The organism is Stagnimonas aquatica (assembly GCF_003730135.1).
GTDB classification, from domain to species: Bacteria; Pseudomonadota; Gammaproteobacteria; order Nevskiales; family Nevskiaceae; genus Stagnimonas; species Stagnimonas aquatica.
In genome coordinates this window covers 363,021-387,300 of sequence record NZ_RJVO01000004.1, presented here as the reverse complement: position 1 = coordinate 387,300, position 24,280 = coordinate 363,021, and the positions used below count along the sequence as shown (strand labels likewise).

Annotated in this window: 21 protein-coding genes; 7 read left to right on the top strand and 14 right to left on the bottom strand. The window is 63.7% G+C overall.

The window, feature by feature from the left end; all coding sequences use genetic code 11:
- Window positions 1-5 precede the first annotated feature (5 nt).
- The 6 genes from ED208_RS11290 to ED208_RS11265 form a co-directional block, all read right to left on the bottom strand.
- Complete coding sequence (locus ED208_RS11290; protein ID WP_123211996.1) at window positions 6-3,185, bottom strand: efflux RND transporter permease subunit; 3,180 nt, start codon at window positions 3,183-3,185, stop codon at window positions 6-8.
- 11 nt (window positions 3,186-3,196) lie between these two features.
- Window positions 3,197-4,312, bottom strand: coding sequence for an efflux RND transporter periplasmic adaptor subunit (locus ED208_RS11285; protein ID WP_123211995.1), 1,116 nt, complete (start codon window positions 4,310-4,312; stop codon window positions 3,197-3,199).
- Window positions 4,309-5,622: a TolC family protein gene (locus ED208_RS11280; RefSeq protein ID WP_123211994.1), complete on the bottom strand. Its 1,314-nt coding sequence runs from the start codon at window positions 5,620-5,622 to the stop codon at window positions 4,309-4,311. Before ED208_RS11280 ends, ED208_RS11285 begins: the two co-directional genes overlap by 4 nt.
- 85 nt (window positions 5,623-5,707) lie before the next feature.
- The gene (locus ED208_RS11275) at window positions 5,708-6,094 is read right to left on the bottom strand and encodes a hypothetical protein (protein WP_123211993.1); all 387 of its coding nucleotides are present in this window, start codon (window positions 6,092-6,094) and stop codon (window positions 5,708-5,710) included.
- Window positions 6,095-6,154: 60 nt separating this feature from the next.
- Window positions 6,155-8,098: a cytochrome c/FTR1 family iron permease gene (locus ED208_RS11270; protein WP_123211992.1), complete on the bottom strand. Its 1,944-nt coding sequence runs from the start codon at window positions 8,096-8,098 to the stop codon at window positions 6,155-6,157.
- Window positions 8,095-8,745: a cation efflux transmembrane domain-containing protein gene (locus ED208_RS11265; RefSeq protein WP_123211991.1), complete on the bottom strand. Its 651-nt coding sequence runs from the start codon at window positions 8,743-8,745 to the stop codon at window positions 8,095-8,097. Before ED208_RS11265 ends, ED208_RS11270 begins: the two co-directional genes overlap by 4 nt.
- 72 nt (window positions 8,746-8,817) lie before the next feature.
- Between ED208_RS11265 and cadR the strand changes: the two genes are divergently transcribed.
- Entirely contained in the window at window positions 8,818-9,285 is a 468-nt protein-coding gene (gene cadR, locus ED208_RS11260; RefSeq protein ID WP_123211990.1) for a Cd(II)/Pb(II)-responsive transcriptional regulator, read from the top strand.
- A 24-nt stretch (window positions 9,286-9,309) separates the two neighbouring features.
- Here the strand turns inward: cadR and ED208_RS17120 are convergent, their stop codons facing one another.
- From ED208_RS17120 to ED208_RS11245, 4 genes are read right to left on the bottom strand one after another with little or no spacing between them, the layout of a single operon-like run.
- A complete protein-coding gene (locus ED208_RS17120) occupies window positions 9,310-9,657 on the bottom strand; it encodes a hypothetical protein (protein WP_148044741.1) in 348 nt (115 codons plus the stop codon).
- Window positions 9,654-9,884 (bottom strand): hypothetical protein, encoded by a 231-nt coding sequence (locus ED208_RS11255; protein WP_123211989.1) that lies wholly within the window; start codon window positions 9,882-9,884, stop codon window positions 9,654-9,656. The genes ED208_RS17120 and ED208_RS11255 overlap by 4 nt, the downstream gene beginning before the upstream one ends.
- Window positions 9,885-9,892: 8 nt before the next feature.
- Window positions 9,893-10,306, bottom strand: coding sequence for a hypothetical protein (locus tag ED208_RS11250; protein ID WP_123211988.1), 414 nt, complete (start codon window positions 10,304-10,306; stop codon window positions 9,893-9,895).
- 3 nt (window positions 10,307-10,309) lie between these two features.
- Window positions 10,310-10,639 (bottom strand): hypothetical protein, encoded by a 330-nt coding sequence (locus tag ED208_RS11245; RefSeq protein WP_158608526.1) that lies wholly within the window; start codon window positions 10,637-10,639, stop codon window positions 10,310-10,312.
- A 214-nt stretch (window positions 10,640-10,853) separates the two neighbouring features.
- On the opposite strand from ED208_RS11245, the gene ED208_RS17115 reads away from it, so the two are divergent.
- Window positions 10,854-11,189 carry a helix-turn-helix domain-containing protein gene (locus tag ED208_RS17115; RefSeq protein WP_148044740.1) on the top strand — a complete coding sequence of 112 codons (336 nt, stop codon included), beginning with the start codon at window positions 10,854-10,856 and terminating at the stop codon, window positions 11,187-11,189.
- A 3-nt stretch (window positions 11,190-11,192) separates the two neighbouring features.
- Here the strand turns inward: ED208_RS17115 and ED208_RS11240 are convergent, their stop codons facing one another.
- Window positions 11,193-14,120: a Tn3 family transposase gene (locus ED208_RS11240; RefSeq protein ID WP_123211986.1), complete on the bottom strand. Its 2,928-nt coding sequence runs from the start codon at window positions 14,118-14,120 to the stop codon at window positions 11,193-11,195.
- A gap of 177 nt (window positions 14,121-14,297) precedes the next feature.
- Between ED208_RS11240 and gloA the strand changes: the two genes are divergently transcribed.
- The gene (gene gloA, locus ED208_RS11235) at window positions 14,298-14,669 is read left to right on the top strand and encodes a lactoylglutathione lyase (RefSeq protein ID WP_123211985.1); all 372 of its coding nucleotides are present in this window, start codon (window positions 14,298-14,300) and stop codon (window positions 14,667-14,669) included.
- A gap of 26 nt (window positions 14,670-14,695) precedes the next feature.
- On the opposite strand, the gene ED208_RS11230 is transcribed toward gloA, so the two are convergent.
- The 3 genes from ED208_RS11230 to ppsR all read right to left on the bottom strand — a co-directional run bounded on the left by ED208_RS11230 (window position 14,696) and on the right by ppsR (window position 18,017).
- Window positions 14,696-15,310 (bottom strand): hypothetical protein, encoded by a 615-nt coding sequence (locus ED208_RS11230; protein WP_123211984.1) that lies wholly within the window; start codon window positions 15,308-15,310, stop codon window positions 14,696-14,698.
- Window positions 15,311-15,388: 78 nt separating this feature from the next.
- The gene (locus ED208_RS11225; protein ID WP_436286624.1) at window positions 15,389-17,068 is read right to left on the bottom strand and encodes an alkaline phosphatase D family protein; all 1,680 of its coding nucleotides are present in this window, start codon (window positions 17,066-17,068) and stop codon (window positions 15,389-15,391) included.
- A 139-nt stretch (window positions 17,069-17,207) separates the two neighbouring features.
- Window positions 17,208-18,017 (bottom strand): posphoenolpyruvate synthetase regulatory kinase/phosphorylase PpsR, encoded by an 810-nt coding sequence (gene ppsR, locus ED208_RS11220; protein WP_123211982.1) that lies wholly within the window; start codon window positions 18,015-18,017, stop codon window positions 17,208-17,210.
- A gap of 146 nt (window positions 18,018-18,163) precedes the next feature.
- Between ppsR and ppsA the strand changes: the two genes are divergently transcribed.
- From ppsA to ED208_RS11200, 4 genes are all read left to right on the top strand, one after another.
- On the top strand, window positions 18,164-20,503 hold the full coding sequence (gene ppsA / locus ED208_RS11215; protein ID WP_123211981.1) for a phosphoenolpyruvate synthase: 2,340 nt from the start codon (window positions 18,164-18,166) through the stop codon (window positions 20,501-20,503).
- Window positions 20,504-20,642: 139 nt separating this feature from the next.
- Window positions 20,643-22,946 (top strand): NADP-dependent malic enzyme, encoded by a 2,304-nt coding sequence (locus tag ED208_RS11210; protein WP_123211980.1) that lies wholly within the window; start codon window positions 20,643-20,645, stop codon window positions 22,944-22,946.
- Between the two features lie 23 nt (window positions 22,947-22,969).
- Window positions 22,970-23,623, top strand: coding sequence for a PepSY-associated TM helix domain-containing protein (locus tag ED208_RS11205; protein WP_158608525.1), 654 nt, complete (start codon window positions 22,970-22,972; stop codon window positions 23,621-23,623).
- On the top strand, window positions 23,620-24,252 hold the full coding sequence (locus tag ED208_RS11200; protein ID WP_158608524.1) for a ribonuclease T2 family protein: 633 nt from the start codon (window positions 23,620-23,622) through the stop codon (window positions 24,250-24,252). The genes ED208_RS11205 and ED208_RS11200 overlap by 4 nt, the downstream gene beginning before the upstream one ends.
- Window positions 24,253-24,280 lie beyond the last annotated feature (28 nt).

The window sequence follows — 24,280 nt, the reverse complement described above, 5'->3', positions numbered from 1 at the left end:
TTACCTCAGTGGTCGTCGCGCACGATCAGCCCCTTGGAGAACTGCCGATATAGCGCCGGCAGCACGATCAGGGTCAGCAAGGTGGACGACACCAAGCCACCCACCACCACCGTCGCCAGTGGCCGCTGAATCTCGGATCCGATGCCGTGCGAGAGCAGCATCGGGATCAGCCCCAGCGCGGCTATGAAGGCTGTCATCAGCACGGGCCTGAGCCTTGAGAAGGCACCTTCCTGCACCGCCTTCGCGGCATCACCCGTTTCATCGAGCCGCTGGTTGATGGCCGTCACCATCACCACACCGTTGAGCACGGCCACACCAAACAGGGCGATGAAGCCAATCGAGCCGGGTACCGACAGATACTGGCCAGTGAGGAAGAGCGCCACGATGCCGCCGATCAGCGACAGCGGCACATTCACCATGATGAGCAGCGCCTGGCCCACCGAGCTGAAGGCGAAGAACAGCAGCAGGAAGATCATCGCCAGCGACAGCGGCACTACGATCATCAGCTTCTGCTGCGCGCGCTTCTGGTTCTCGAACTGCCCGCCGAACACCACGGTATAGCCGGGCGGCAGCTTCACTTCGCTGGCGATGCGCTGATCCAGCTCCGCCACCACGCTGCCCATGTCGCGGCCTTCGACGTTGGCCTGGATCACCACACGCCGCTGCACGTCGTCGCGGCGAATCTGCGGCGGGCCGGACTCGATGCCCACCGTCGCTACATCTCCCAGCCGCACCTGCGTGCCATTCGCCCCTTGCAGCACCAGCGCCTTGATGGTCTCGGCACTGTTGCGGAAGGCTTCATCAAGCCGCACGTAGATGTCGTAACGCTCATTGCCGCGAATTACCTGGCCGGCGGTCTTGCCGCCGATGGCATCGGAGACCAGGTCCATCACGGCGGAGACCGGAATGCCGTAGCGCGCGAGCACCTCGCGGTTGGGCCGCACCACCAGCTGGGCCTGGCCCTCGATCTGCTCGATGGCCACATCCTTGGTGCCTTGCACCCGCTTGGCGAGCGCCTCGATCAGCGCGCCCTTTTCCGATAGCACGGTGAGGTCAGGCCCGAACAGCTTGATGGCGAGCTGCGCGCGCACGCCGGAGAGCAGCTCGTCCACGCGCGTGGCAATCGGTTGGCCGAAGCCCACCACGATGCCCGGAAACTCGGCCAGCTTCTCGCCGATGAGGGCTTCCATCTCGACACGGTTCTTGGCGGACTTCCATTCCTCCGCCGGGGTGACGCCGATATACCACTCCAGGTTCGAGACATCCTCCGGGTCGCCGCCCAGCTCGGGGCGGCCGATGCGGTCGAGCACGTAGGTGATTTCGGGAATCTCCATCAGCTTTCGTTCGATCTTGCCGGAGACCTCCAGCGCCGTCTGCATGTTCACGGAAGGGCTGAGCGTGACGCGCATGCCCAACGTGCCTTCTTCCAGAATCGGCACGAACTCCGAACCGAGGAAGGGCACCAGCGCGCAAGCCCCGATGAACAGGGCGGCAGCCGAGATCGACACGGACCGCACATGCTTCACCGCCCAGTCCAGCACGCGGCGATAGACCTTCTCCAGCGGCGGCATCACTGGGCTCTCGCGGTGCTTCACGCCCTTCTTGAACAGATAGGTCGAAAGCGCCGGGATCACCGTCAACGCCACCACCAGCGAGGCGATCATCGCCAGCACGATGGAGATGGCCATCGGCTGGAACATCTTGCCTTCCACGCCTTCGAGCGCGAACAGCGGCGTGAACACCACGATGATGATGAGCACCGCGAAGAACACCGGGCGGCCCACTTCGCGCGCGGCCTTCATGATGCGCACCGCCATGCCCTGCCGATCTGGCTCGGCGTGAGCCATGCCGTCTGCGTTCGCCAGCTTCGGATGGTCTTCGTGATCCGACAGGTGTTTGAAGATGTTCTCCATCATCACCACCGAGCCGTCCACCATCATGCCGATGGCAATGGCGAGGCCACCCAGCGACATCAGGTTGGCGGAGACATTCCAATACGACATTGCCGCCAGTGCGAGGCCAATCGAGATCGGGATCGACAGCAGCACCAACAGCGTCGCCCGCGCATTCATCAGGAACAGCGCGAGGATGATGATGATGAGGACGAAGGCTTCCATCAGCGCCTTCGTCACCGTGCCCACGGCCTTGCTGACGAGATCGGACTGGTCGTAGAACGGCACCAGCTTCACGCCCGGCGGCAGGGCCTTCTGAATCGCAGGCAGGCGCTCCTTGATGCCGTCGATGGTCGCCTTGGTGTTTGCACCGAAACGCTTCAGCACGACGCCCGTCACCACTTCGCCGAGGATTTTGGGTTTGCCGTCGGCATCGCGCACCGACATGCTGGTGGCACCTTGGCGAATCTCCGGCCCCAGGGCCACGTGCGCCACGTCGCTGACGCGCACCGACACGCCATCGGCGTTCTTCACGGGGATATTGGCGATGTCGCGCAGGCCTTCCTCGCCACTGCGCACGAAGCCGACACCGCGCAGCACCAGCTGCTCGGCGGCGCGGTCCACATACCAGCCGCCGGCGTTACGGTTGTTGTGCTCGATGGCCGTGGTGAGGTCTTCGATGTTGAGCTTCTGTGCCAGCAGTCGCTGCGGATCGACCTGCACCTGGTATTGGCGCACGTCGCCGCCGAAGGACAGCACCTGCGTCACGCCGGAGACGGGTGCGAGCAAGAGTTTCACCACCCAGTCGTTGAGACTGCGTAGCGTCATCGCATCGACCTTGCTTGGGTCATCGGCCTGCAAGGCGTATTGGAACACCTGGCCGAGGCCCGACGTATTCGGCCCCATTTCCGGCACGCCCACGCCGTCGGGAATCTGCTCCCGCGCCGCCTGCAAACGCTCGAACACCAGCTGGCGCGCGAAGTACAGATCGGTGCCGTCCTTGAAGACAACAGTGACGACGGAGAGGCCGGTCTTGGAGACGCTACGCACCTCGGCGATGTCGGGCAACGCATACATGACCGACTCCACTGGGAAGGTGATGAGCTGCTCCACTTCTTCGGCGGCGAGACCTGGCGCTTGGGTATTGATGATGACCTGGATGTTGGTGACATCCGGGAAGGCGTCGAGCTTGAGCTTGGGGATGAGCATGGCGCAGGCGGCCATCACTCCCAGCAGGCCCAGCACGACCAGCAGTCGGCTTCGCACCGACCAATTGACAATGGCATCAAACATGGCGGGCGCTCCTATTCTTCACCGAAGCTGGCCTTCGCCAGTTCGGAGTTGAGGTAGAACGCGCCCTGCGACACCACCTTGGCACCGGCTTGCAGACCCTCGACGATGGTTTGTTCACCGAGGTCGTCCTTGGGCGTCACCGGAACGCGCTGGTACTCCGTCGGGCTTTTCTGCACGAACACCGCCCAGCTGGAATCGCTGCCTTGATAGAGCGCGCTGTTCGGCACGGCCATCACGTTGTCGAGGCTGCCGACTTCAACCCGGCATTCCACGAACTCGCCGTTGTGGATGTGATCGCCTGCGGCGACGACCTCGATGCGGACCGGGATGGTGCGCGTGGTCTCGTTGATGAGGTGGTGCTTCTGGATGACCTTGCCATCAAGCCACTGGCCATCAACCTTCACGCGGGCCTTGCCGCCTTCGACGACCTTGCCGGCATCGCTGGCGGAGAGATTGGCCTCGATCCACACGGCGGACTCGTCGGCGATCTGGAAGAGCGCGCGGCCCGGCTCGATGCGCTCGCCTTCGACGAAGTCATCCTTCAGCACCGTGCCTGCACGCGGCGAGACCAGCGTGAACTGGCCCAGCGTGTCGCCCTTGCCTGCTTCGGCAGCAGAGAGGCCGTAGGCGATGAGCTTGGCACGCGCCTGTTCGGCGGCGACGCGGGCTTCCAAGAAGCGGCGACCACCGACGATGGCTTCGCCGAGTTCGCGCACGCGCGCCCACTCGCGGGCTTTCACCTGCGCCTCGCCCTGCGCTTCGGCGACTTCAACGCTGCTGAGTGTTACCAGCCCCTGCCCAGCCTTGACGGTATCGCCGAGCTTGGCGAGGCGACGCACCACCTGCGCAGCGACGCGCGGCGTGATCTGTGCAGAGCGGTAGTCGTTGGACTTCACCTCACCCGGCGCCGAAACAGTGCGGGCGAGCGTTTGCGGCGTGATGGTTTCGATCTTGATGCCTGCGGTCGCATCGGCACCCGGTTTGAGAGTGACGGTATCGCTGGCGGCAGGCGCTTCAGCGGCTTCGGCAGCGGGTGCAGCTTCTTCCTTCTTGCCACAGGCGGAAAGACTGACAGCCATCGCGGTAACGGCAGCGGCGAGGAGGGATTTGCGGAGAATGGGATTCATGGGGTGTTACCGGAATTGGGGGTGGTGGCAGGCGATGCGGAAGCGGTGGCGTCGAGTTCGCTCAAGCCCTCGCGCCATTGGCCGGAGGCTTCAAGCCATTCGGCCCAGGCTTGCCAGGTTTGGTAGCGCAGCTCTTCGCCTGCGGCGCGGCCATCGAGCAGCTGCTTGAGCTGCACGAGGTATTCGGCGGTGCTGAACTCGCGCGCTTTCCAGACGCGATCCAGCAGCTCGATGCCGTTGTCGAGCGCGGTGCCGGAGGCCTTGCTCAGGCGCTCCCAAGCTGCGTAAGAGGCGCGGAACTGGCTGGCGGTCGCCTTCATGCGGGCGATGGACTGCTGCGTGAGCGCAGCGGTTTCGAGACGCGCGGCGTCGGCACTGGCGCTGGCCGCTACTTGCTCGGCGCGGAAGTTGTTGCGGACGAACAGCGGGATGGAGAGCTGCAAGCCGACCAGCGTCTTGCCCGGTTCGCTGTCGCTGGTTTCGCGCCCGCCCCGGATGCCGACCGTGGGATCGGCGCGGCTGTTGCTGCGGGCGATGTCCACTTCGGCCAAGGCCGCTTCCTGTCGTGCTTGCGCCGCTTGCACCGAGGGCAGCGCCTTGCTCAACGCATCAAAGTCCGTCGGCAGATGTGCGACAGAGGGCAGCGCCGTGGGCAGGCTCGGCGGCTGCAAGCCAGAGTTGCCGGTGGCGGTGTCGAGCTTGCGTCGTGCCTCCAGCAGCTCCAGCTCGGCACGACCGGCGATGGCGATGCCTTCCGCCAGCGCGAGTTGCCCCAGGTTGCGGTCGAGAATGCCGTTGTCACCTGCCGCGTATTGCTGCTCGGCGATGGTGGAGAAGCGTTGCAGCAACTCCAGCCGCTGCTGCACGAGTGCGAGCAGGGCTTGCTTGGCCTGATAGTCGGCCAGCGCCGACAGCAGGCCGGTGGCGAGCTGCTGGCGCAGGGCGGCGCGTTCGGCGACTGCCTGCTGCAACTGCTTCTGGCCGCTTGCGGTGCGGGCACTGCGCTTGCCCGAGAAATCGAGCGACTGGCTCAGGCCGATGGAATACGCATCGCTTTGCGAGCGTTGGGCATCGGCATTGAGTTCGGGGTTGTAGATGGCCTGTGCCAAGCCGTCGGCTTTCGCCTGAGCCGCCGCGACACTGGCATCGGCAACCTTTAGCTCTGGGTGGGTGCGTAGCACCGCATCGACATAACTGGCGAGTGTCGGGCTGGATGGAATGGGGGTGGCGTTATCGGCGAATGCCGTTGCCGATACCAGGAGAAACGGCGCGGCCAAAAGGGCGCGCAGCCGCTTGAACGATTGAGACATGAAGAAACTCCGTCAGACTGCCCTCCACTTCGCCAATGGCGACAGCGGATGGGCGCAATGCCCAGCTTTCGCCGGGCGCGTCAGTTCACGCGACGGAGTGGAGTGGCGGGCCGCAGGGCGGCGGGCGCAGGTGCGGCGGTGACAGCAACGAGGTGCGTGGCGAAGCCGCGCGCATGAAGTCGGGCTGGCGGCGAAGAGACAGAAATCCCAGCGCAGCCAAAAACAGGAGAGCGAGGAAAGTGTTGTCGAGCTTCGGCAGCTTGCCGACCGAATTGGTGCCCAGGTCGATGTCGTAGTCCTGGTGCGCAGGACCAGCCTGGAGGCCGAGCGCATCTATGCGGTCATCGCCAAACAGGATGCTGGTCTGAGGGCTTTGTCCGTCCAGGCACATGTGCAAATGCGCACTGCCCACGCGCACCACCAGCATGGCGATGCACAGGCAGAGGGTCAGAAAGGCGCGGGACGAAAACATGAGATCAGCTTATCAGACGTGATTGGCCGATGCGGAAATCGACAGGGAATCCGAAGAGCTTCATTGGCTGCGCTCCACGACCGGTCTGGATTCGACCTTTTGATTCGCGGTGTGCCGGTTCCACAAGAAGCCCAGAATCAGGACTGCCGCACACAGCGCCTGCGCCATGACGCCCTGTGCCGTCGGGTAGAAACCCAGCAGGTCAACACGCGGCAGGTTGATGAGCTGCGAGGAGATCAGGTTGGCTTCCTGCAATCCGGCAACGCCCTTGCCGGTGAGCACCACGGCGAGCAGCGCCATCAGCAGCGCGCTCCAGGAGAAGAACTGCGCCAGCGGCAGCCGCTTGGAGTAGCGCAGCAGCAGCCAGGCAATCACGGCCAGCGATGCGGAAGCAGCAAGCGCACCGGCAATCACGGCATGGCCGTTGCCCTGACTCCACAGAGCGACATAGAACAGGATGGTCTCGAACACCTCGCGATACACCACGACGAAGCTCAGCACGAACAATCCCCACAGCGATTGCTTCGAGAGCGCTGCGCCGATCTTCTGCCGCACATACTGCTGCCAGGCACCGGCCTGACTCTTGCCGTGCATCCAGATGCCGATGAAGACCAGCACCGCTGCGGCGAACAATCCTGACGCGCCTTCGATGACCTCACGGCTAGCACCGCTGATGGTGACGAGATAGGTCGCCGCGCCCCAGGTCGCCACGCCGCCCAGCAGCGCCACCAGCGTGCCGCCATGTACATAGCGGATGGCTTCGGCACGGCCCGCCTTGCGCAGGAAGGCGAGGATGGCGACGACCACCAGCAGAGCCTCGACACCCTCGCGCAGCAGGATGGCGAAGGCCCCGGCAAACGCCGAACCGGCGCTGGAGGAGTTGGTATCGAGTGCAGTTTCGGCGAGCGCGAGATTGCTTTCGATCCCGGCCACCGCTTGCTCGATCTGCTTCGGCTCCACGCCGCTGGCGATCTGCCCGCGCAGGCCGGTCATGGCGGTTTCGATGGTGCGCATGAGGTCGGGTGCCTTGATCGCCAGCACCGGCTCCAGCGGCTCGAAGCCATCGAGATAGGCAGCGACCGCAAGACGGCCCGCAGATTCCCGATTGCCCTGCTGATAGGCCGCGACAGCCTCTGCCAAGTGGGCGCGCACGATCTGCAAGGACTGTGTGCGTGTCGGCAGCACCGCTTCTGGATGGCGGCGCAGATAGGCGGTCAGAGCGGATGCGGTGGCTTCATCGCTACTCGTGGCGAGCGAAGCAGGACGCTGCGACACCAGAGCTTCCAGATTCGGCAAGGCTTCACGGAACTGTGGCTTGCCTTCCCAGAGGGCTTTGCCTGCATCGACTTCACTGGCAGGGAATGCGAACTGCCCCACCGTGAAGGCCAGCGCCCAGCGATCCGCATCCGGCAAGGCCGCGAAGCTGGGCATCGAGGTGCCGTCCAGGCCCTGCGTCACGACCTGATACAGCCCGAAGATGCTGCGCTCGCGGGCGCGTGTCGCATCGGTGAAGTTGACGGGCTTCGGGGTCAGGTTTGCGGCCAGCGGGCCGTCGCCACGACCCATCGTGCCGTGGCAACCAGAGCACTGCGTGGCATACAGGGCGGTGCCCTTCGCAAGGTCAGGAGCTGCGCTTGGAGCCAGTGGCACCGGGTAGGCGCTCAGAAGCTCGGTGGCGAGCTGGCGTGCCAGCGTGGCCACGACTGCACCGTCGGCCTTGCTGGTGATTGCCGCCGTCAGCGCGCTGGCACCCTTCACCAAATCCGACTGCTGGGCCTTGGGCGGCAACGCGGCGATCTCGCGCTGCACGGTGCCGGCGAAATCCTGCATCTCAGCGTATTCGCCAGTGGCAACCACCGCACCCGCTTGCACGGCATTGGGGTAGTCCACGGCTACATAGTCGAGCAGCCGCCAGATGGTTTGTGCATCCGCAGGCCCCACGGCACGGAGTAACAACGGGAATAGCAGCAGCGTGATTGTCAGGGTGCGGGTAATCAGGGTCATGGGTGAATCGCAGCAGCGGATGTCCGAGGGTTATCTGAACGAAGTTCCATACGCGCCTGGCGAATGACCTGGGTGGCACCGAATAGACCCAACACGGCCATCAATGTCGCTACGCCGAGATCGGGCCAGGCGCTACCAGTACCGAACACACCGAGCGCTGCCAAAAGGATGGCGAGATTGCCGATGGCGTCATTTCGCGAGCACAGCCAGACCGAGCGCATGTTGGCGTCGCCGTCGCGGTAGGCATACAACAGCACGGCGACGCCAACGTTCGCTACCAGCGCCACGGTGCCGACGATGCCCATCGCCAGGGCTTCCGGCACCACGCCATGCACACCGTTCCATGTAGCCTGTGCCAAGACATAGAGGCCGTAGGCACCCATCGAAACCCCCTTGAGCATGGCGGTGCGGGCGCGGGCGGCAAGGCTCATCGACAGCACGAAGAGCGACAGGCCGTAATTGGCCGCATCGCCGAAGAAATCCACAGCATCTGCCAGCAGGGAGGCTGAGCCCGCACCCCAGCCCGCAACCATTTCGACCCCGAACATGGCCAGGTTCACCACGAGCGCGATCCACAGCGCCCGCCGATAGCTCGGCGGGATCGGCTTGGAGGCGGTGCAGTTCGCGTTGCAGCAGGTGGCGGACATCGACGTTTCCCGGATGGATGGCAGCAGTAGACACCCTGTAGTAGCTTCAGGGTCAAGCTCGTGGAGATTGAAATGCTCAAGACCTACCGAATCGGGGATCTCGCCACCTTGCTGGCGGTGCCGGTGGAGACCATCCGCTACTACGAGCGGGAAACGCTGCTGCCTAAGCCAGCCCGCAGCGATGGCAACTACCGGCTTTACACCAGCGTGGAGCGCGAGCGTCTGGAGTTCATCCTGAATTGCCGGGCGCTGGATATGACGCTTCAGGAGATTCGGAACCTGCTGCGCCTGCGGGACGCGCCTGAATTGGGCTGCGGCGGCGTCAACGATGTGCTGGATGAGCACATTGAGCATGTCGCGGAGCGAATCAAGGTGCTGAGGGGCCTACAGAGTCAGTTGAAGGCCTTGCGCCTGCGCTGCGAGACGCCGCAGGCGTCGAAGGACTGCGGCATTTTGCAGGGTCTTTCCGAGGGATCGAAAGGCCGTCCCAAGCCGGGACGCTCGACCGATACACATGGCCAACTGAAGGCAGGGGTTTGATCGGATTTCTGGTTGCCGGCTTCTCTATGCTTTCGCTTTCGTCGGTCGTCGTTTTGCCGTGAGGCTGTTGATTCGTTTGGCCAGCTTTTCTGTCCTGGGCAGTCCGACGTAGATGCGGTCACCCGTCAACAAAAGTCGAACCGTGCGACGTGGTCCTGGACCGTTCGTTGATAGCTCGAAAATCTGGCCCGACACATTTTTCCGTGAAACGATCCAGCCAAAGGCGAATGCGCTGCCATCGCCTGGCTCGTGGTGTTTCAGGATTGTCTGAAGCTTTCCAACAGCGACACCGACTGCACTGGCCTGACGATACAGCTCACGAACTGGATCTGGCTTTCTAGGCGTGCTGCTCGGCATTCGGGCGGTATTCACTGCTTGTCCCGGTCAAGCAATGTAAACGGGCCCATCTCGGCTAGCACATTGCCACCAAAATCATCGAGTCCGTCCATGCCGAGATGATCAAAATCCAGCATCGCCTGCCAGTTTGAAATTGCGTAGCGGGTCACCAACAGGCTGAGACGCTTCGCAAACGCAGTGTGCTCCGTGTCCTCGCCAGCATTTTTGTCGTTGTCATCAAGTTCTGGCTGATGGTGGGTCATGCAGACACTCACGACTGATTGAGATGGAACCTACTGGAGTAATGGAAGTTGCCAATCACCTGCGTCGGGTCCGCGATTACCGCACGGATCGCATCCGGGATCAGGGATCGAACATCGGAAGCCAAGTGGAGGCGCGGCCAGAGTTCCGCACCGCTGGCGTAGTAGCTGCCAAACTCTTCGGTGACCACGCTTCTCAACTGCTCCGCGCTGTGTGTGTAGCCCATTACCACGCCGATGGACTGTCCCTCACCAGTGGCGAAGTAGTTAAATGTGCAGGTAAAGAAGGTGGGGTAATCGAACCCCTCAGCCTCCGCGAGCGAAACGCAGCCTGCATCCTCCCGTCGGCGTCGCGCCGTGGCATCAATGATGTCGCAGAGTGGGTGGGCTTCCTCGATCTCGGCTTTGTCAGACGTGTTCGTCATTGCTTACGCCCTTCCTTTCCTTTGGCGATAGGTTTGTGCATGGGCGCCCAAAAACTCAGTCATCGCATGCCGGTGCCGAAGAACCTCTGGAGGGATTGCGAGTGAGAGTTCCATTGCAATTGCAACGGCATATTTGAGCTGCTTTTCGGTCGGCGGAACGATCTGGCAGTCCAGCAGCGTGCTGATCGCATCGGTGATGCGCCTGGCCAGATCGGCCCGTTCAGCACCTGGCTCTACCGCGATCGACATCAAATCGACCAGGCGCTCTTCGGCCACGGCATCCAAGGCCAGCGGTAGCACTAGATCGTGGTCGCCGTATACAAGTTGAAACACGCTTACCTCGCGTTCATGGGCTCAATCGATGAACGTCCGCATCCCTGGTAGCTCCTCAGCGCCTCGGACTGTCCGCTAGCGCGTGAAAAGCCATTGCATTCCAGATAGCGCCGGCCAGCGAATTATATGGATCACATGCCAACTTAGGAACTCTAAGTATCTGGGGCGACACCGAAAATCGAAGCTGTGGCGGTATCCAGCACGGCGGCAAGGTGTGGCAACCCACGAAAAAACTCAGAATCCGATCGCAAAACGCCTGAATGAGGCGATGGCGCGGATCGGTATTTCCCAGAAAGCGCTTGGGATTCGCTGTGGCATTGACGCTTCGGTGGCTAGCTCACGGGTAAACCATTACTGCACAGGGCGGCATGTGCCCAATTTTCTGCTGCTGGAGAAAATGGCTTCAGTCCTGAAAGTGCCGGTCGCGTTTTTCTACACACCAGATAACGAGTTGGCCCGATTGCTTGCCAGCTACCAACTGCTCCCTGTTCGCGCTCGAAAGGAGCTGGTGAGGGTATCCGAGCAGCTCGTCAGCAGCCTCAGCGACTAGCGATCAGTTAGACCGAACGATCTGGAGTCGGGGTACGCCGTCGATGATAAGTAACTGCCGGTAGCGGTCGATCGGGAACCGAAATGTGCCCCGGAAGTTGACGCCGGCATACCGGACAGGGCTGATGTGCCTCAGTATCTCTTTGCTGAGCACCACTCCCTTTTTCTCAAGAGATGCAACCGCCTCCTGTATGCGACTGGCCTGCCAGCCGATCACCAGATTGGACAGGAAGGTCAGGGCGCCAGAAATTGCGACGACCTCGTCGGGACGACGAGCCCGATCGTGGCGTACGGCACCCAGATGAATCGCATGCTGAAGGGTGTGGACATGCTCACCCCGGTTCAACAGTCTGGTGATCTCGCGCCGGAACTCAGGTTTGGTGAAGTAATCGCAGAGATAGATCGTGCGCAGTAGTCGTCCCAGCTGCTGTCCGGCGCGGTAGATCGGATCACCTTTAGCAGCAGACCCAAACCGTTGAAGCGCCGTCACTGCACTAAGCGTACCGTTACTCATCGAAGCCATTACGCGCACCAGATCGTCCCAGTGCTTCCGCACATGTTCGAGATTGAGGGTCGAGTCAACGACTTCCTTGATTCCCTCAGGAACAGACATGCCACGAGGCACCGTCAGACGGCGCTCACGCAAATTGCGAAGGCGGGGGCAAAGGTCGAATCCCAAACCGTGTGAAAAAGCCATTGCAACATCGGTGTAGCCGTGGGTGTCGACAGCTAGTCGATCAATGTTCAATTCGGTTTGGCGAATTACGCCTTCAATAGCCACACCAGGTTGGCGCTCGCCGAGCACGATCGGCTGGTGATAAATGATTGGCCAGCGGTCCGATACATGGGTGTACATACCCACGGAAGGCGTCTGGCGCCGAGGGTCGAGGCGCGCATTCCAGAGATGCTTGGATGTAGTCAGGCTCATCATGTCCGAGGACGCCGCCTTGCCATCACCCCACATTGCGACGATCGGCAGTTGATTGATGAACTCCAGCACCATCGCATTGCCTTTATTGATGGCGTTATCGAACTCCAGCCCCTTCATCGCGCCCGCAACATCCTCTGGACTCAGCTCCGACATCATCATCGCCACGCCGGACGCTGTCATATCGGTGCCCAAGCCCAATATGCCGGCATAACCCAACAGCAACTCACGATCATTCTTCGGCAACCGACCTTGTAGCGCCTTTGTGAAACGGGTTTTCACATCCATTTCCAGCATGAGGTCTGGAAGCTGGATGCTGCCGATCTCTTGGTCGATCATGGCGCGTGCATTGGCGACTTCGGGGGGCTCGCCCTCAGCTTCCAGACGATCGAGGCTGATATCGTTCTCATTGATTTCCAGCTCGCCACGACTGAGCGCGGCGGCGACAGCTTTGATTCCAAGCTCAGCCGCTTTTATGAGGGGAGCCAGGTAATCATCCACATTGGCAGGCAAGCGCAGAAGGCCATAGTGACGGCGCTTGTGCTTCTCCCACTCCGCAGTAGGGATCAATAAGTGTTCGCGATCGCGGAAAGTGTTGCTGTAGTCCAACCAGCAACTGCCACTGCGGAAGCTCTTTCTCAGATTAAGCAATGTCTCTGCTTCAAACGCACGAAATGCACGCTCTCTGTCCTTTTGCTCGTCAATCAGCGAGTTCCATTTCGTTCCATGGCTCTTCACATGATCCGGCAGGGCGGTATTGCTGTTTTCATAAAGCCCGCGAAGCGCGGTCAGTCCTGAAAGCCCCTTGTCATTTTCATTGCCCTTGATATCCAGCTTGGCGAGACGTTTCAGCAGCGGACGAATGGATTTGTTTTGATTTTGGTCGACCAATTCCGAGCGTACCGCCGCCAGCCTGCTGGGAAATACCGTTTCGCCGAATGTTTTCTGTAGCTCCAGAATCTTCGTGCGTAGTGCATCAGGCTCGACTTTCTCGTCATTGGCCATGTCGAAGATATTGGTCAAAGCCCCGCGATAACTAACGATGGTGGTGGCGTCGCCTTTTTTGACGTTCGCAAGCGCGCGGCTGCAAATATCCGACGTCATTTTTCCAGTGAGCTGGATAGCCATGTCAGAGGTCTGGCTCAGGCTCACCTTGAGGAATGAAACCAGTTGCAGGATTTGCGATACCGGCTTCAACCGCTTGAAGCTCCTCGGGCTGCGCTGTTGCATCAATCTGGCGTAGTCCTGAAGCCGCTGCGAGGAAACGCCTGGTAGCTCGATCGCAGCGATTCCAAGGCCGGTCAAGAAATCAATCTTCTCGAAGATAGCCGCCATATTTTTCGGCGAGCGCTTCTTAGGTGCGCTTTGCAACCACTCCAGCGTGGTCCGCCCATCCTTGCGGATGGCCATCAGGGCCTCCATCCATGCCTGGCGTTGCTCGGCTGTGGTGGCTTTGCAGATTGCGACGTAGACGTTTTCCTCGGTATCGATAGAAGCCCGAACACAGATACCGCGAACCGTGGACAGGCTGGGGATCAGGAGCTTCCGATCAACAAGCCATCGGCAAGCAATATCCATGAGCCGATTGGTATCACTGGTACCTTGGCTGGCCTCTCGCATTGCAGCCAGCAGCATCGCTTCTTGCCGTTTGGTATGTCCGGCAATGCCAAGGTGAGTCATTGCCCAGGCCTGATGCTTTAGGCGGGTGTTTTCACGTTTGTACAGCGCACGCAATGATGCGATGGAGGGCGCAACCAGGCCGAGTTGGTCCCCGACAAACTTCAGTAGGGGGCGAGGTAGCGTGTTGAACGAGTTGAGCCGCCCGCCAGATAGCCGAATGAAGCAGAGTTGTATGGCGACGGGGATTCTGAACTGCTTGTTGAAAGAACCCGCGATCGCCTGGATGTCTTTGGGCGACAGCGCAAAAAAATCTTCCAGCTCTGACTGGGTCAGTTCTTCGGGGAGTTCTTCAATCCCTAAAAATCGCTCTTTCCATTGCGACATTTGCTTCCCCTCGGCTGGAGGACGCCGAATGTAGCAGCGTTATTTTCGGAATAAAAACCGGCTTTATTCAGCTGCTTTGGATGAACACAAACGCCTCTTGGGTACAATCAAAAATCGCGACTGAAACCATAACTCATTGATTTTGTTGACAATGATCGAAAAACTTATCGTAAGTCATTGATTTATATAGATTTCCAGAGCGCCGGTTTTTCGTTCTTCAACCAGATGACCCCCATGCAACTGCTGCGGCAGCACGACTACCCGGAAGGCCAGTTCACCCTCGCCTTCGTCGGCCATCAGCCGGAGTCCGAGGGAGCGGTGATCGAACTGACCTACAACTACGGCGTGACCGGATACCAGCTCGGCACCGCCTTCGGCCACATCGCCATCGAAGTGGACGATGCCTACGCCGCCTGCGAGCGGGTACGCGCACTCGGGGGCAAGGTCAGCCGCGAGGCCGGGCCGATGAAGCACGGCAGCACCGTGATCGCCTTCGTCGAGGACCCGGACGGCTACAAGATCGAGTTCATCCAGAAGCGGACCGGCTGAGTCCGCGTCGCGACGACGGAGCGGGCTCAGCGCCCGAAGCGGCCGAAGGTGCGCGACAGGCGGTCGAACACGCCGGTGGCGTTCAGGCTCAGGCGCTCCTGACCGGAGCGGTCGAGCGCAAACACCTTGGCGCGCAGGCCGAGATTGCGGGTGATGGCGTCGCTGGCCTTGTCGCCGTTGTCGAGCACGTACTGCCGACGCTCGACCGACTCGATCATCGGGATCAGGGTTTCGGCCAGCAGCACATGGCCGTGCAATTGGCCATCGAGGTCCAGCGCGTAACGGACGATGGCGCGCAGCGCGAGCAAAAACTCCTTCAGCTCGGCGAAGTCGTCCAGACGCCAGATGGCGTGGATCAGCCGCTCGCGTTCCACCTCGGCATGCACCGTCAGCAGCTCACGCAGACTGACCTCGCTGGCGCCGATCAGGATGCGGTCGTCCAGGGCCAGCTCGTCGCGCACGCCGTTGAGGGCATCGGCAACGCGGTAGCGCGCCCCGGCCATGTCGAGGCCGCGCGGATCAGCGCCGCTGCTCTTCAGCGCCAGAGCCAGGAAGTCCCGGAAGCTGGCGGACTCGCGCAGCGTCTGCGCCAGCTGCTCGGCTGAGGGGAGGAATCGCTGTAGCGAGGGGGGGACGGACATTGCAACGTCAGCGGAAAACACAGACCGCGCCACGTTAGCACGCGAACCGTCCCCACGGGCGTCGAAAAAACCGCCCGGTCAGGGCGCCAGCGCCGGACTGGCCTCCGGGGCTGGACTCGGCGATGCGACGGCAGCGCCGAGCCGGTTGTCCCCGGCGGCGACCGGGAAGGCCGTGGCGAAGCTCTCGCTGCCGCCACGCTCGGTGATGCCGCTGACGTACCACCACTCCCCTTGCAGGCGCTCGGGCGTGACATCAAACAGCATGTAGCCCTTCTTGGAGAGATCGACGTACTTCATGTGCGGGTTCAGCACCCGGATCAGATCCTGCACCGGCGCCAGCTGTTCCAGGCCCGGCGAAGTCACCGAGGTGCAGACGTATTCCACGCCCAGCGAACCGCTGCCATTGAGCGGGTTGTAGGCCAGCGGGTTGTTCGGATCCGGGGTGAGATCCATCGCCCAGCTGGTGTGGATGTCGCCGGTGAGCACCACCGTGTTGGCGATGCCCTGATCCTTCAGATGGCTGAAGATCGCGCTGCGCTCGGCCTGGTAGCCGTCCCACTGGTCGCTGTTCAGGTACTGGCCGCCGCTGCCGACGATGGGCAGCAGCGACAGCCCGGGGATCACCGACAGATCCGGCAGGCCGACGATCTTCAACTGGCCGAACATCACCTGCTGACCCAGCACCTTCCAGACCGCGCTGGACTGCGACAACTGGTTCTTCAGCCAGTCCATCTGCTCGGGACCGATCAGCTTGCGGGCGGGATCGGCGACATTGTCCGGCGGCAGCGGCGGCGTGCCCAACTGCTCGTCGCGGTCGTAGAGACGGGTGTCGAGCAGCACCAGATCCATCAGTCCGCCGTAGCTGAATTTGCGCCAGATCTTGCCGGGGTTGCCGGCCTCGGGCAGGCGGATCGGCATCCACTCGTCATAGACCTGCTGGGACCAGCTCTTGCGGCTGGTCCAGGCGCCCTCCGCGCCTTCGGTGTGGTTATTGGCGCCGTCTCGCCAGGAATTGTCGGCCGACTCGTGGTCATCCCAGATCGAGATCATCGGGTGCTGCCGGTGCAGCTCCTGCAGATCGGCGTCGGTGCGCTTGTAGTAACTGTGCCGGGTCCGGTAGTCGGCGAGGCTGACCATCTCGTGACTGGGTTCGTAGGGACGCACGTCGCCGTATTCGCCATCGCCGTACTCGTAGACGTAGTCACCCAGGTGCAGCACGAAGTCGAGGTCGGCGCGCTTGGCGATCTGGCCATAGGCGTTGAAATAGCCGTGCGCGTAGCTGGAGCAGGACACCACCGCGAAACGCAGGCGTTCGGCGCTGCTCGGCGCGGTACGGGTGCGGCCGATTACCGAAGCGTGGCCCAGCGCGTGGAAGCGGTAGTAGTAGCTGCTGGCCGGCATCAGGCCACTGAAGTCGATCTTGATCGTCCAGTCGCGCGCGGCAGTGGCGGTCTGGCTCTGGCTGCCGACCAGCTGGCTGAGCGCGGCGTCGCGGTAGACCTGCACCACCACCGGGATGTCCTCGCTGGCCACTGGCGTGACGCGCGTCCAGAGGATCACCCGGTCGCTGAGCGGATCGCCGCTGGCGACGCCGTGCTTGAAGGGATTCTCGCCAACCGGCGTACCGCCGCCAGCCCCCTCCGGCGTGGTGCTGTCGCCACAACCGGGCAGCAGCGGAACCGCCAGCAATGTCGCCGTGGCGGCGCCGAGACGGCTGAGAAAGGCGCGGCGGCTGAGGCCGAGCGGACGCGACAACACACGCGCAGGCAGCCGCGTACGGCGGCGACGAGGGGCACCCATGAACATCCTCCAGGAAAGGCGGCCGCCACCTTAGGACAGTCTGGTGACAGCTTCGCGTCAGAACGGCGACAGCTTAGCCGCTCGGCGCTGGCCTGGTTCAGTGGCGCAGCGCCTTTTCCTGCATCACCGTCGCCGCGATCTCCTCGATGCTCATGTTCGCGGAATTGACGTAGGGCACGTTGTAGCGGCGGTACAACTGCTCGGCCTGGCGCAGCTCGAAGGCGCATTGCGCCAGCGAGGCGTAGCGGCTGCCGGGACGGCGCTCGTTGCGCACCTGCGCCAAACGCTCGGGGTCGGAGGTGAGGCCGAACAGCCGGTCCTCCAGACCCTGTAGCGCGGTCGGCAGGCGCGGCTTCTCCAGGTCTTCCTCCAGCAGCGGAAAATTGGTGGCGAAGATGCCGTGCTGCAGCGCCAGGTAGAGCGTGGTCGGGGTCTTGCCGCAACGGCTGGGGGCGATGAGGATCAGCTCGGCCTTGCTGAGGTCGCGCGTCGACTGGCCGTCGTCGTGTTCCATCGCATAGTTCATGGCGTCGATGCGGGCGTTGTAGCGGCTGCCGTCGGCCAGACCGTGCGCCCGTCCCTGCGCCTGGGTGGAAGGCACCCCCAGTTCCTGCTCCAGGGTGTGGATATAGGTGTCGAACAGGTCGATGAACAGACCCTTGCACTCGCGCAGCACCGCCCGCGCGGCGTCGTTGGTGGTGGTGGAGAACACCAGCGGCCGGGCACCGTCGCTGTCGCCGACATGGTTGATGTAGTCCACCGTCGCCCGCGCCTTCTCCGGGGTGGCGATGAACGGCAGGGTCACCTTGCGGAATTCCAGACCCTCGAACTGGGTCAGCAGCGAGTTGCCCAGGGTCTCGGCGGTGATGCCGGTGCCGTCAGATAGGAAAAACACATGCCTTTGCATAGTCTGGCTGGGGTACGGGTCGGGCGGGCAGTTCACGTATTCTAGGCGCCGCCGCTCGCGGCCCCAGGCCGCACCCACTATCTCAGGGATTTAATCCAGTGACCGCTTCCGCTACCCCTCACGTCCTCTGGTACTCGCAGCTTGGCATGCACGACGTTGAAATCGTCGGCGGCAAGAACGCCTCCCTGGGCGAGATGATCGGCAACCTCGCCGCCTCCGGTGTGAAGGTGCCGAACGGCTATGCGACCACCGCCGCCGCTTACCGCGAATTCCTCAGCTACGAGGGCCTGGACGACCGCATCAATGCCCTGCTCGACGCCCTCGACATCGAGGACGTGCAGGCCCTGGCGAAGACCGGCAAGGAAATCCGCGAGGCGGTGGTGAAGGCGCCCTTCCCCGCCCAGCTCGAAACCGAGATCCGCGAGGGCTACGCCAAGCTGGTTGCCGAGTCCGGCGGTGCCGAGGTCTCGGTGGCGGTGCGCTCCAGTGCCACCGCCGAGGACTTGCCCGACGCCAGCTTCGCCGGCCAGCAGGAAACCTTCCTCAACGTCCAGGGCATCGACAACGTCCTGCACGCGATCAAGGAGGTGTTCGCTTCGCTGTTCAACGACCGCGCCATCTCCTACCGCGTCCACCACCATTTCGACCACAAGTCGGTGGCACTGTCGGCCGGCGTGCAGCGCATGGTGCGCTCCGACCAGGGTGCCTCCGGCGTGATGTTCACCATGGATACCGAGTCCGGCTTCCGCGACGCGGTGTTCATCACCGCCAGCTACGGCCTGGGCGAGGCGGTGGTGCAAGGCGCGGTCAACCCCGACGAGTTCTACGCCTACAAACCCAACATCCGCGCCGGCCGGCCGGCCATCCTCAAGCGCGGCCTGGGTGAAAAGGCCAAGAAGATGATCTACACCGCCGACCGCAAGCTCGGCCGCACGGTGGAGTTCGTGCCGGTGGAGACCGCCGACCGTCAGCGCTTCTGCCTGACCGACGCCGACATCGAGGCGTTGGCCAAGCAGGCCCTGATCATCGAGGACCACTACGGCCGGCCGATGGACATCGAGTGGGGCAAGGACGGCATCGACGGCCAGCTCTACATCCTGCAGGCGCGGCCCGAGACCGTGCAGTCGCGCGCCTCCGCCAACACCCTGCGGCGCTACAAGCTCAAGGGCAAGAGCACGGTGCTCACCGAGGGCCGCGCGATCGGCCAGAAGATCGGTGCCGGCAAGGTGCGTAATCTCAAGAACCTCGAGGAAATGGCGCGCGTACAGCCGGGCGACGTGCTGGTCACCGACATGACCGACCCCGACTGGGAGCCGGTGATGAAGCGCGCCAGCGCCATCGTCACCAACCGTGGCGGCCGCACCTGCCACGCGGCGATCATCGCCCGCGAGCTGGGCATCCCCGCCGTGGTCGGCTGCGGCGACGCCACGGCCAAGCTCAAGGACGGCGACGAGGTGACGGTGAGCTGCGCCGAGGGCGACACCGGCTACATCTACCAGGGTCATATCGACTTCGTGGTCGACGAGGTGGCGCTGGACCAGATGCCGGAGATTCCGGTCAAGATCATGATGAACGTCGGCACGCCGGAGCAGGCCTTCGACTTCGCCGCCCTGCCGCACCGTGGCGTCGGCCTGGCCCGCCTGGAATTCATCATCAACCGCCAGATCGGCATCCACCCCAAGGCGCTGCTGGAGCTGGATCAGCAGGCGCCGGACCTCAAGCGCACGATCAACGCCATGATCGCCGCCTATGCCTCGCCGACCGACTACTACATCAAGCGTCTGGCCGAGGGCATCGCCACCATCGCCGCCGCCTTCGCGCCGCAGCCGGTGATCGTGCGCTGCTCCGACTTCAAGTCCAACGAATACGCCAACCTGGTCGGCGGCCGGAAGTACGAGCCGCACGAAGAGAATCCGATGATCGGCTTCCGTGGCGCCAGCCGCTACATCGCGCCGGACTTCCGCCCCTGCTTCGACCTCGAATGCAAGGCGCTCAAGTACGTGCGCGACGAGATGGGGCTGAGCAACCTCAAGATCATGATCCCCTTCGTGCGCACGGTGGACGAGGCGCGCAAGGTCGGCGAGATCCTCGCCGAGAACGGCCTCAAGCGCGGCGAGAACGGCCTGCAGCTGATCATGATGTGCGAGCTGCCGAGCAACGCCGTGCTGGCCGAGGAGTTCCTCGAATACTTCGACGGCTTCTCGATCGGCAGCAACGACATGACCCAGCTCACCCTGGGCCTCGACCGCGACTCCGGCCTGGTCGCCGATCTCTTCGACGAGCGCAACGCGGCGGTGAAGAAGATGCTGGCGATGGCCATCGCCGCCTGCCGCAAGCAGGGCAAGTACATCGGCATCTGCGGCCAGGGCCCCAGCGACCACCCCGACCTCGCCAAGTGGCTGCTCGACCAGGGCATCGAGTCGATGTCGCTGAACCCGGACACCGTGGTCGAGACCTGGCTGTTCCTGGCCGGACAGAAGGCCTGAGTCTCAGCCGCCCCCCGATCAGCGCGGGGGGCGGCTGAACCCGACCAAAATCCTAGGGTCTGCAAGGCGGCGGTCGCCTTGCGAGGGACTACCATAGCGCTCCGGCTTCGCCGCCAGGATCACGGTCCCTTACGCAGTCATGTCCAGCAACAGCGAATCGCTACGCCACGCCGCCCTCGACTACCACGAGTTTCCCAGCCCCGGAAAACTCTCCGTCACGCCGACCAAACCGATGTCCAACCAGCGCGATCTGGCGCTGGCCTACTCGCCCGGCGTTGCCGCCGCCTGTGAGGAAATCGTTGCCGATCCGGTCAACGCCTACCGCTACACCGCGCGCGGCAACCTGGTGGCGGTAATCACCAATGGCACCGCCGTGCTCGGCCTGGGCGCCATCGGCCCGCTGGCCGCCAAACCGGTGATGGAAGGCAAGGCGGTGCTGTTCAAGAAGTTCGCCGGCATCGACGTCTTCGACATCGAGATCAACGAGCGCGATCCCGACAAGCTGGTGGAGATCGTCGCCGCTCTGGAACCGACCTTCGGCGGCATCAACCTCGAAGACATCAAGGCGCCGGAGTGCTTCGCCATCGAGCGCGCGCTGCGGGCGCGGATGAAGATTCCGGTATTCCACGACGACCAGCACGGCACCGCCATCATCGTCGGCGCCGCCGTGCTCAACGGCCTCGCGGTCACCGGCAAGGCCATCGACGCGGTGAAGCTGGTGGTGAGCGGCGCCGGCGCCGCCGCGCTGGCCTGCGTCGAGCTGCTGGTGGACTTGGGCCTGCCGATCCACAACATCTGGCTCACCGACCTCGCCGGCGTGGTCTACCAGGGGCGCCAAGAGCTGATGGACCCCGACAAGGCACGCTACGCCCAGGCGACCGAGGCGCGCACGCTGAGCGAGGTGATCGAAGGCGCCGACCTCTTCCTGGGCCTGTCCGCCGGCGGCGTGCTGAAGCCGGAGATGGTGGCGAAGATGGCGGCCCGGCCGCTGGTGTTCGCGCTGGCCAACCCGACACCGGAGATCCTCCCCGAGTTGGCCAAGCAGGCCCGGCCCGATGCCATTGTCGCCACCGGCCGCACCGACTACCCCAATCAGGTCAACAACGTCCTTTGCTTTCCCTTCCTGTTCCGGGGCGCGCTGGACGCCGGTGCCACCACCATCACCCGTGGCATGGAGATCGCCGCAGTGCGCGCCATCGCCCAGCTCGCGCGCGAGGAGAGCGACGACATGGTCGCCAGCGCCTACGGCAGCGGCGAGCTGCGCTTCGGGCCGGATTACCTGATCCCCAAGCCCTTCGACCCGCGCCTGATCGTGCGTATTGCCCCGGCGGTGGCCAGGGCGGCGGCGGACGACGGTGTCGCGCTGCGGCCGATTGCCGACTACGAGGCCTACCGGCAGAAGCTGCAGCAGTTCGTCTATCACAGCGGCACGCTGATGAAGCCGGTGTTCGCCGCCGCGCGGCGCGTCGAAGTGAGCCAGCGCAGCCGGCTGATCTTCGCCGAGGGCGAGGACGAACGGGTACTGCGCGCGGCGCAGATCCTGGTGGACGAGAAGATCGCGCAGCCGGTACTGGTCGGCCGTCCCGAGGTCATCGCCCAGCGCCTGGAGCGCTACGGCCTGCGCCTCAAGCAGGGCGAGCACTACTCGGTGGTCAATACCGAAAACGACCCGCGCTACCGCGAATACTGGGAGGACTACCGCCAGCTGCGCGCCCGCGACGGCGTCACCGCCCAGTTCGCCAAGCTGGAGATGCGCCGCCGCACCACCCTGATCGGCGCCATGCTGCTGCGCAAGGGCGAGGGCGATGGCCTGATCTGCGGCACCGGCAGCACCACCGCGCGCCACCTCAAGTTCATCGACCAGGTGATCGGCCGCCGTGCCGGCACCCGCGCCTACGCGGCGATGAACGCCCTGATCCTGCCCGACCGCCAGCTGTTCCTGGTCGATACCCACGTCAACCTCGACCCCAGTGCCGAAGAGCTGGCGGAGATCACCCGCATGGCGGCGCAGACCATCCGCCGCTTCGGCATCGAGCCGAAGGCGGCGCTGCTTTCGCACTCCAACTTCGGCACCCACGACGACGCCTCGGCACGCAAGATGCGCGAGACCCTGGCGCTGCTGCGCGCGCAGGCGCCGGAGCTGGAAGTGGATGGCGAGATGCACGGCGATGCCGCGCTCGACGAATCCCTGCGTCTCGCCGCGCTGCCCGAATCGACGCTGCGCGGCCCGGCCAACCTGCTGGTGCTGCCCAACCTCGACGCCGCCAACATCGCCTACAACCTGCTCAAGACCGCCGCCGGCAACAACATCGCCATCGGGCCGATCCTGCTTGGTTGCGCGGCGCCGGTGAACATCCTCACCCCTTCGACCACCGTGCGCCGCATCGTCAACGTCGCCGCGCTCACCGCGCTGGAAGCGCAGGCGCTGCGCCGTCAGGCCTGAGCCATACAACCCTGGAGATGAGCATGTCCAATCCCACTCCCGCCGCCGGTGGCGGCGCCCGCATCCGTTTTCTCCGCAAGCTGCGGGCGATCCACGGCTGGATCGGCCTCTGGGGCGCGTTGATGGGTCTGGGCATGGGCATCAGCGGCATCCTGCTCAACCACCGCAACATCCTGCCGCTGCCGGTGACCTTGCTGGAGAAATCCAGCGTGCAACTGCCGGTGCCGGTGGAGGCGCGCGCCACGCCGCAGCAACTGGCGACCTGGTTGCAGAGTGAGCACGGCGTGCCGGCCCGCAACGAGCCCGGCATCAAGGTCGAGAAAGCCGGCAAGGTGCTGTTCGATGGCCGCGAGCTGGAAATCCCCGAGCGCTGGCTCCTCAGCTTCGCCGAGCCGCGCCGCAACTACAGCGCCGAGTACTACCCCGGCGCCGGGCTGGTGAAGCTCGACAAGCAGGACGCCGGCCTGCTCGGCACCCTCACCCGCCTGCACAAGGGCTCCGGCGCCAACGCCCTGTGGGTGCTGCTGATCGACACCATCGGCGGCGCGCTGATCCTGCTCAGCCTCTCCGGCCTGATGCTCTGGACGCGGCTGGAATGGCCGCGCACCAGTGGCCTGGTGGTGGGCCTGGGCGGCATCGGTCTGGCGGCGGTCTGGTTCCTGAAGTTCGGCCTGTGAGCCGCCCGGCGCTGGCCACTCTGCTGCTCGCGGTCGGGCTCGCGCTCGCCGGCGCAGCCCGCGCCGACCCGCCAGGCCGTTTCGATTACTACCTGCTGGCGCTGAGCTGGTCGCCGCAGTACTGCGCCAGCGAGGCGCGTCCCGGCGACAACCAGTGCCGCCGCCCTTATGGCTTCGTGGTGCATGGTCTCTGGCCGCAGCACGAGCGCGGCTGGCCCAAGGACTGCGGCCAGGGCGAGTGGCTCTCCGAAGAGCTGATCGCGCGGATGCTGCCGATCATGCCCAGCCGGCCGCTGATCCTGCACGAGTGGAAGAAGCACGGCGTGTGCAGCGGCCTGGGAGCGGAGGGCTATTTCGACGCCGTCGAGCGCGCCTACCGCAGCATTCGCATCCCGGCGCGCTACTCCGCGCCGCGCGACTATCTGAGCCTGGCGCCGGCGACGCTGGAAGCCGACTTCCGCGCGGTGAATCCCGCCCTCAAGCCGGAAATGCTGGCGCTGCAATGCAGCGGCAACTACCTGCGCGAGCTGCGCATCTGTATGGACCGCCAGCTGCAACCCCGGGCCTGCGGCGCCGAGGTGAGGGACCGCTGTGGCAAGCAGCTGGTGCTGCGGCCGAGCCGGCCCTGATCAGCGACTCTGTCGAAGCTCAGGCCGG

Excerpts from the sequence above, each read along its gene's own strand:
- ED208_RS11230 (WP_123211984.1), bottom strand. The coding sequence starts at position 15,310 with ATGTCCGTCCCCCCCTCGCTACAGCGATTCCTCCCCTCAGCCGAGCAG.
- ppsR (WP_123211982.1), bottom strand. The coding sequence starts at position 18,017 with ATGCAAAGGCATGTGTTTTTCCTATCTGACGGCACCGGCATCACCGCC.
- ED208_RS11205 (WP_158608525.1), top strand. The coding sequence starts at position 22,970 with ATGTCCAATCCCACTCCCGCCGCCGGTGGCGGCGCCCGCATCCGTTTT.
- ED208_RS11255 (WP_123211989.1), bottom strand. The coding sequence starts at position 9,884 with ATGACCCACCATCAGCCAGAACTTGATGACAACGACAAAAATGCTGGC.
- ED208_RS11265 (WP_123211991.1), bottom strand. The coding sequence starts at position 8,745 with ATGTCCGCCACCTGCTGCAACGCGAACTGCACCGCCTCCAAGCCGATC.
- ED208_RS11280 (WP_123211994.1), bottom strand. The coding sequence starts at position 5,622 with ATGTCTCAATCGTTCAAGCGGCTGCGCGCCCTTTTGGCCGCGCCGTTT.
- ED208_RS11285 (WP_123211995.1), bottom strand. The coding sequence starts at position 4,312 with ATGAATCCCATTCTCCGCAAATCCCTCCTCGCCGCTGCCGTTACCGCG.
- ED208_RS11210 (WP_123211980.1), top strand. The coding sequence starts at position 20,643 with ATGTCCAGCAACAGCGAATCGCTACGCCACGCCGCCCTCGACTACCAC.
- cadR (WP_123211990.1), top strand. The coding sequence starts at position 8,818 with ATGCTCAAGACCTACCGAATCGGGGATCTCGCCACCTTGCTGGCGGTG.
- ED208_RS11240 (WP_123211986.1), bottom strand. The coding sequence starts at position 14,120 with ATGTCGCAATGGAAAGAGCGATTTTTAGGGATTGAAGAACTCCCCGAA.
- ED208_RS11290 (WP_123211996.1), bottom strand. The coding sequence starts at position 3,185 with ATGTTTGATGCCATTGTCAATTGGTCGGTGCGAAGCCGACTGCTGGTC.
- ED208_RS11270 (WP_123211992.1), bottom strand. The coding sequence starts at position 8,098 with ATGACCCTGATTACCCGCACCCTGACAATCACGCTGCTGCTATTCCCG.
- ED208_RS11250 (WP_123211988.1), bottom strand. The coding sequence starts at position 10,306 with ATGACGAACACGTCTGACAAAGCCGAGATCGAGGAAGCCCACCCACTC.
- ED208_RS11275 (WP_123211993.1), bottom strand. The coding sequence starts at position 6,094 with ATGTTTTCGTCCCGCGCCTTTCTGACCCTCTGCCTGTGCATCGCCATG.
- ppsA (WP_123211981.1), top strand. The coding sequence starts at position 18,164 with ATGCACGACGTTGAAATCGTCGGCGGCAAGAACGCCTCCCTGGGCGAG.